The 4434-nt window shown below is 73.7% G+C and carries 3 protein-coding genes; 2 read left to right on the top strand and 1 reads right to left on the bottom strand.

Annotated elements, in window-relative coordinates:
* Positions 1–105: 105 nt before the first annotated feature.
* Positions 106–2058 (bottom strand): protease pro-enzyme activation domain-containing protein, encoded by a 1953-nt coding sequence (locus ACFV0G_RS35825; protein WP_380556966.1) that lies wholly within the window; start codon positions 2056–2058, stop codon positions 106–108.
* A gap of 271 nt (positions 2059–2329) precedes the next feature.
* Here ACFV0G_RS35825 and ACFV0G_RS35820 point away from each other — a divergent pair, with 271 nt between their 5' ends.
* Both ACFV0G_RS35820 and gap read left to right on the top strand, forming a co-directional pair.
* The gene (locus ACFV0G_RS35820; RefSeq protein WP_380556964.1) at positions 2330–3286 is read left to right on the top strand and encodes a GlxA family transcriptional regulator; all 957 of its coding nucleotides are present in this window, start codon (positions 2330–2332) and stop codon (positions 3284–3286) included.
* A 121-nt stretch (positions 3287–3407) separates the two neighbouring features.
* Positions 3408–4406, top strand: a complete 999-nt coding sequence (gene gap / locus ACFV0G_RS35815; protein ID WP_380556962.1) for a type I glyceraldehyde-3-phosphate dehydrogenase — start codon at positions 3408–3410, stop codon at positions 4404–4406.
* Positions 4407–4434: the final 28 nt, after the last annotated feature.

The following is a 4434-nucleotide window of genomic DNA, read 5'->3' as shown; positions in this document are numbered from 1 at the left end:
TGTCTCGCGGTGCGGGCCCGCCCCCCCCCCCCCGGGGGGGGCCGGCGCCCCGGGGGGGCGGGGGCGGGCGCCGCGCCCCCCCCCCTGCCGGTTGGAACGGGACTGCTAGCGGCGGTACGGGAAGCCGTACGAGGCGACGTAGCCGGGGGCCGGGGTGCCGACTCCGGTGACGTCGTCGTAGCCGCGGACGGCGCTGAGCGAGCTGTCCTTGCCGAGGCTGCGGACGGACGTCTGGGTGCCGTCGGCGGCGTCGGTGCCGTTCGCGTAGTCGACCCGGGCCACGGCGAGGGTGTGGCCGGCGCCCAGCGGCCGGTCCGTCACGTCGTGCAGGAGCCGGGTGTTGTAGCGGGCGTAGATCGACGGGTTGGCGAAGCCGATCGGGGCGTGGCGGGCCTGCTGGGCGAGGGCCTGGATGCCGGCGATGACCGGCGAGGCCAGCGAGGTGCCGCCGATGCGGTACTCGTCGTAGCTGACCGATCCGTCCGGCCAGGACTGCGTCTGGCCCACCAGGAAGCCGGTGTTGGGGTCGGCGACGGCCGCGATGTCCGGCACGGTGCGCATCCGGGTGGGGCCGTTGGCCTTGGCGAGCGCGTCCGGAACGACACCGTGCTGGTAGAAGGGCTGCTTGACGGTCGCGCTGGTGCCGCCGCCGGCGCCGCCGGTGAACAGGCCGGGGAAGTCGGTCCAGCTGGTGCCGTCCGCCGAGAGCAGGGCCTTGCGGGTGCCCCAGCCGGTCTCGAACTGGTAGGTGTCGCCCCGCCCGACGGCCAGCGAGGTACCGCCGACCGCGGTCACCCAGGCCGAGTTGGTGGGGCTGTCGACCTGCTTCTTGCCGGTGTTGGCGAGCTCGTCGCCGTCGTCGCCGGAGGAGAAGTAGAAGCCGATGCCCTCGATGGCGCCCAGCTTGAAGGTCTGGTCGTAGGCCGCCGCCGAGTCCGGGGTCTCGTTGCTCTCGATGTCGCCCCACGAGTTGGAGACGATGTCGGCCAGGCGGTGGTCGACGATCTTGTTGAGGGCGTCGAGCAGGTCGGCGTCGTTGCAGGACGCGGCGCCCACGTAGACGATGTCCGCCTCCGGGGCGAGGGCGTGCACCGCCTCGACGTCGAGGGACTCCTCGCCGTACCAACCGGAGCCGCCGCAGTCCTCGACGCTGTTGTAGGACGCGGGGAGGACCTCGGTGTACTGGCCCTTGCGGTACGCGCGGTCGCCGTTGCGCTTGGCGTAGGTGCTCGCGTCGGCGGCCATCGTCGGGGACGCGAACGCGTCGGTGATCGCGACGGTCACGCCCTTGCCGGTGAACCCCTCCGCGCCGTACGCGGCGCGCAGCTGGCGGCCGGTGTAGCCGTGCACGGCGTACGGGACCTTGGCGCCGTCGACGGCGGGCAGCGACGTGGCGGTGTTGGAACCGTAGTACGTCGAGTACGGGCCGGCGTTGCGGAAGCCGTCGCCGGGGCCGGGCAGGGTGTCCTGCGGCTTCGCCCGGTGCGGCGCGCCGTCCAGGCCGGTCACGGTGAGGACCATGCCGGCCACCGCCGCGGGGGCGGAGGCGGCGCGGTCGGGTGCCCGGTACGTCCGGCCGTCCTTGCGGTAGTCGTGCAGCGAGGTCGAGAACGCCTTCTGCACGGCCGCCGCGTCGCCCGCCACCGCGATGTAGTGCGCGGTCGTGCCGGTCACCTGCAGGCCGGACGCCCGCAGCCAGCCGGTGACCGCCGCGATCTGCTCCTGCGTCGCGCCGAAGCGGTCCTGCGCCTGCTGCGGCGTCAGGTACTTCCCGTACTGCGGCGACTGCGGGTCGGACACCGCCTCGGCGTACGCCGTCAGGCCGTTCGCGTCGCGTCCGGCCAGGTACACCCGCGCCTCGACCCGCGCGGACGCGGCCGTGGCCCCCTGGTCGGCGGCCGCCGCCGTCCATGCGGGCTTCGTCCCCTCCAGGGCGACCCGGCCGGGACCGGTGTCCGCCTGGGCGGACGGAATGCCGAGGGTCAACGCTCCGGCGATCAGCGACATCGCCGCCACCGCACTCCGTCCGGCACTCCGCCGGGCGAAACCTGCTGTCATGGAACCCCCACCTGAGAATCGTCGGCGCCGGGTGGGCGCCGCACCGAGGGCACCTCACACGCCCTCGCGCGGGTAGCGCGGATGCGTGTGCCGCCCACCACATCGCTCTTGTCAGGCTCGGATCATAGGGGAGCTTCCGCCCCACGGAACCCTTTTGCGCATGTTGATCACATCGGCATCCCACGGCGGACGGTGACGGCACGCCAGGACACGGCCGGCTGCCTCTCCGGGCCGATGCCCTCCCCCGGCACCCTTCGCGTACCCTCGTCCCGTGTCAGCCCCACCCCTGCGCCGCGTCGCCGTCCTCGTGCTCGAAGGTGCGAAGCCGCTCGATGTCGGCATCCCCGCCCAGGTGTTCTCGACCCGGGCGAGCATGCCGTACGAGGTCCGGGTGTGCGGCGCGGCACCCGGTCTCGTGACGGGTGGCGACGGCCTCTCCTACCACGTCGCCACCGGCCTCGACGCGCTCGCCTGGGCCGACCTCGTCTTCCTTCCGGGCTACCGCTTCCCCGATCGCGAGGACCCGCCGCAGGCCGTCATCGACGCACTGATCGCGGCCCACGGCCGGGGCGCCCGGCTCGCCGCCATCTCCACCGGCGCCTTCGCGCTCGCGGCCACCGGCCTGCTCGACGGCCGGCGCGCCACCACGCACTGGCACTACACGCGGGCCCTCGCGGCGAAGCACCCGCGCATCCTGGTCGACGAGAACGTGCTCTTCGTCGACGAGGGCAGCGTGCTGACCTCGGCCGGCGCCGCGTCCGGCATCGACCTGTGCCTGCACATCCTGCGCGGCGACCTCGGGGTGGCCGCGTCGAACCACGCGGCCCGGCGGCTGGTCGCGGCCCCTTACCGCAGCGGCGGCCAGGCGCAGTACGTGCCGCGCAGCGTGCCCGAGCCGCTCGGCGAGCGGTTCGCCGCCACCCGCGAGTGGGCGCTGCACCGCCTCGACGGGCCCCTCACCCTGGAGGTGCTCGCCCGGCATGCGGCGGTGTCGCCGCGCACGTTCTCGCGGCGCTTCGTCGAGGACGCCGGCAGCACACCGATGCAGTGGGTGATGGGGGCCCGCATCGACCTGGCGCGGGAGCTGCTGGAGCGGTCGGAGCGGAGCGTCGAGCAGATCGCCACCGACGTCGGTCTCGGCACCGGGACGAACCTGCGGCTGCACTTCCAGCGGATCCTCGGTACCACGCCGAGCGAGTACCGGCGCACCTTCGCCCGGGGCGAGTAGGGCGCAGCCGCCCCGGCCCGAGCCCGTGGCGCGATCCTTTCGAACCGTGGCGCTCACGCCGCTGCTGCCGCCGGCCGCCGCGTGCGAGCCTCGTGGTGAACCGGAGAAAGGGACACCACTCATGACCCGCATTGCCGTCAACGGATTCGGCCGCATCGGACGCAACGTGCTGCGCGCACTGCTGGAGCGCGGCAGCGACCTGGAGGTCGTCGCCGTCAACGACCTCACGGAGCCCGCCGCCCTGGCCCGGCTGCTCGCCTACGACACGACGGCCGGCCGACTGGGCCGGCCGGTCACCGTGGACGGGGACACCCTCGTCGTCGACGGCCGCCGGATCCGGGTGCTGGCCGAGCGCGAGCCGGCGAAGCTCCCCTGGGCCGAGCTCGAGGTCGACATCGTGCTCGAGGCGACCGGCCGCTTCACGTCGGCCACCGATGCCCGGGCCCACCTCGACGCGGGCGCGAAGAAGGTGCTCGTCGGTGCGCCGTCGGACGGCGCGGACGTCACGCTCGCGTTCGGTGTCAACACCGACGCCTACGACCCGGCCGTGCACACGATCATCTCCAACGCCTCGTGCACCACGAACGCGCTCGCGCCGCTGGCCGCGGTGCTCGACGACCTCGCCGGCATCGAGCACGGGTTCATGACGACGGTGCACGCCTACACGCAGGAGCAGAACCTGCAGGACGGCCCGCACCGCGATCCCCGCCGGGCCCGCGCCGCCGGCGTCAACATCGTCCCGACCACGACGGGCGCCGCCAAGGCGATCGGCCTGGTCCTGCCGAACCTCAGCGGGAAGCTCTCCGGCGACTCGATCCGGGTGCCGGTCCCGGTCGGCTCGATCGTCGAGCTGAACACCACCGTCGCCCGCGACGTGACCCGCGAGGACGTGCTGGCGGCGTACCGCACCGCGGCGGAGGGACCGCTCGCCGGCATCCTGGAGTACTCGGAGGACCCGCTGGTGTCGTCCGACATCACCGGAAACCCGGCCTCGTCGATCTTCGACTCGGCGCTGACCCGGGTCGACGGCCGCCACATCAAGGTGGTCGCCTGGTACGACAACGAGTGGGGCTTCTCCAACCGGGTGATCGACACCCTGGAGCTCCTCGCTGCCGGCTGACCGTTCGCCGGCCCGGACGGGCCGGAAG

Source organism: Kitasatospora sp. NPDC059571 (genome assembly GCF_042735675.1).
Lineage (GTDB): Bacteria > Actinomycetota > Actinomycetes > Streptomycetales > Streptomycetaceae > Kitasatospora.
Note: the sequence above shows the minus strand (reverse complement) of the source record. Positions and strands in the feature narration are given on the sequence as shown.

Excerpts from the sequence above, each read along its gene's own strand:
- ACFV0G_RS35825 (WP_380556966.1), bottom strand. The coding sequence starts at position 2,058 with ATGACAGCAGGTTTCGCCCGGCGGAGTGCCGGACGGAGTGCGGTGGCG.
- gap (WP_380556962.1), top strand. The coding sequence starts at position 3,408 with ATGACCCGCATTGCCGTCAACGGATTCGGCCGCATCGGACGCAACGTG.